Here is a 254-nt window from a genome sequence, read left to right on the forward strand (position 1 = left end):
GAAGCCCGTAACGAGCCGGAGTGGGATCCAAACTGTCGACTCCACGAATGTGACATGAAGTAGGGCTGTCATCGAAGCGATCGCTGCAAAGCCGGCAAAGGTTCTGACATGTCCGACAGACACGATGACTCGCGGCAACAAGAGCGCGCCGGCCGTGAAGCCCGCGAAGTAAGAGGACATCATCGCGCTGATTAGTCCGGCCGAGAAACCCTCCTGACCGGCCCTGACGATCAGGAGCGTACCCAACAATCCGT

At 58.7% G+C, this 254-nt stretch carries 1 pseudogene; it reads right to left on the reverse strand.

Annotation, left to right across the window (positions count from 1 at the left end):
• Positions 1-254: pseudogene (locus HBA93_RS22220) on the reverse strand (MFS transporter); the annotation flags it as partial.

It is taken from the genome of Ochrobactrum sp. SFR4, assembly GCF_019730395.1.
Lineage (GTDB): Bacteria > Pseudomonadota > Alphaproteobacteria > Rhizobiales > Rhizobiaceae > Pseudochrobactrum.